Here is a 2,445-nt window from a genome sequence, read left to right as displayed (position 1 = left end):
TGAACCGCCGCGCACCCACACACAACATGGGGGGCGTGTTCGTTACTTCAGAACTAACACAGTGGACGCGAGCAACTGAGGACAAGCCCTCGGCCTATTAGTACCGGTCAGCTCCACCCATTACTGGGCTTCCACATCCGGCCTATCAACCCAGTCGTCTACTGGGAGCCTTACCCTCTCAAGGAGGTGGGAATACTCATCTCGAAGCAGGCTTCCCGCTTAGATGCTTTCAGCGGTTATCCTTTCCGAACGTAGCCAACCAGCCATGCCCTTGGCAGGACAACTGGCACACCAGAGGTTCGTCCGTCCCGGTCCTCTCGTACTAGGGACAGCCCTTCTCAATATTCCTACGCGCACAGCGGATAGGGACCGAACTGTCTCACGACGTTCTAAACCCAGCTCGCGTACCGCTTTAATGGGCGAACAGCCCAACCCTTGGGACCGACTCCAGCCCCAGGATGCGACGAGCCGACATCGAGGTGCCAAACCATCCCGTCGATATGGACTCTTGGGGAAGATCAGCCTGTTATCCCCGGGGTACCTTTTATCCGTTGAGCGACGGCGCTTCCACAAGCCACCGCCGGATCACTAGTCCCGACTTTCGTCCCTGCTCGACCCGTCGGTCTCACAGTCAAGCTCCCTTGTGCACTTACACTCAACACCTGATTGCCAACCAGGCTGAGGGAACCTTTGGGCGCCTCCGTTACCCTTTGGGAGGCAACCGCCCCAGTTAAACTACCCATCAGACACTGTCCCTGATCCGGATCACGGACCCAGGTTAGACATCCAGCACGACCAGAGTGGTATTTCAACGGCGACTCCACCATGACTGGCGTCACGGCTTCAAAGTCTCCCACCTATCCTACACAAGCCGAACCGAACACCAATATCAAACTGTAGTAAAGGTCCCGGGGTCTTTCCGTCCTGCTGCGCGAAACGAGCATCTTTACTCGTAGTGCAATTTCACCGGGCCTATGGTTGAGACAGTCGAGAAGTCGTTACGCCATTCGTGCAGGTCGGAACTTACCCGACAAGGAATTTCGCTACCTTAGGATGGTTATAGTTACCACCGCCGTTTACTGGCGCTTAAGTTCTCAGCTTCGCAACCCCGAAAGGTCACTAACCGGTCCCCTTAACGTTCCAGCACCGGGCAGGCGTCAGTCCGTATACATCGCCTTACGGCTTCGCACGGACCTGTGTTTTTAGTAAACAGTCGCTTCTCGCTGGTCTCTGCGGCCACCCCCAGCTCACGGAGTAAATCCGATCACCAGACGTGGCCCCCCTTCTCCCGAAGTTACGGGGGCATTTTGCCGAGTTCCTTAACCATAGTTCACCCGAACGCCTCGGTATTCTCTACCTGACCACCTGAGTCGGTTTAGGGTACGGGCCGCCATGAAACTCGCTAGAGGCTTTTCTCGACAGCATAGGATCATCCACTTCACCACAATCGGCTCGGCATCAGGTCTCAGGCTATATGTGTGACGGATTTGCCTATCACACGCCCTACACCCTTACCCCGGGACAACCACCGCCCGGGCTGGACTACCTTCCTGCGTCACCCCATCGCTTACCTACTACAAGTCTGGTTCGTCGGCTCCACCACTCCCCTTTGCCCGAAGGCTCCGGGGCGGCTTCACGGACTTAGCATCGCCTGATTCGATATTGGGCGTTTCAAAGCGGGTACCGGAATATCAACCGGTTGTCCATCGACTACGCCTGTCGGCCTCGCCTTAGGTCCCGACTTACCCTGGGCAGATCAGCTTGACCCAGGAACCCTTAGTCAATCGGCGCACACGTTTCTCACGTGTGTATCGCTACTCATGCCTGCATTCTCACTCGTGAACCGTCCACAACTCGCTTCCGCGGCTGCTTCACCCGGCACACGACGCTCCCCTACCCATCACAGCACCCGTTGGGGCTAAAGCTGCAATGACACGACTTCGGCGGTACGCTTGAGCCCCGCTACATTGTCGGCGCGGAATCACTTGACCAGTGAGCTATTACGCACTCTTTCAAGGGTGGCTGCTTCTAAGCCAACCTCCTGGTTGTCTCTGCGACTCCACATCCTTTCCCACTTAGCGTACGCTTAGGGGCCTTAGTCGATGCTCTGGGCTGTTTCCCTCTCGACCATGGAGCTTATCCCCCACAGTCTCACTGCCGCGCTCTCACTTACCGGCATTCGGAGTTTGGCTAAGGTCAGTAACCCGGTAGGGCCCATCGCCTATCCAGTGCTCTACCTCCGGCAAGAAACACACGACGCTGCACCTAAATGCATTTCGGGGAGAACCAGCTATCACGGAGTTTGATTGGCCTTTCACCCCTAACCACAGGTCATCCCCCAGGTTTTCAACCCTGGTGGGTTCGGTCCTCCACGAAGTCTTACCTCCGCTTCAACCTGCCCATGGCTAGATCACTCCGCTTCGGGTCTTGAGCGTGCTACTGAAG

At 56.6% G+C, this 2,445-nt stretch carries 1 rRNA gene (running past one end of the window); it reads right to left on the bottom strand.

Annotation, left to right across the window (positions count from 1 at the left end):
* Positions 1-77: 77 nt before the first annotated feature.
* Positions 78-2,445 (bottom strand): 23S ribosomal RNA (locus tag ACWDVG_RS31420) (it continues 843 nt past the right edge of the window).

Source organism: Streptomyces sp. NPDC003327 (assembly GCF_053589515.1).
The sequence above is the reverse complement of the archived record's forward strand: the minus strand, read 5'-3'. Positions and strand labels throughout refer to the sequence as shown.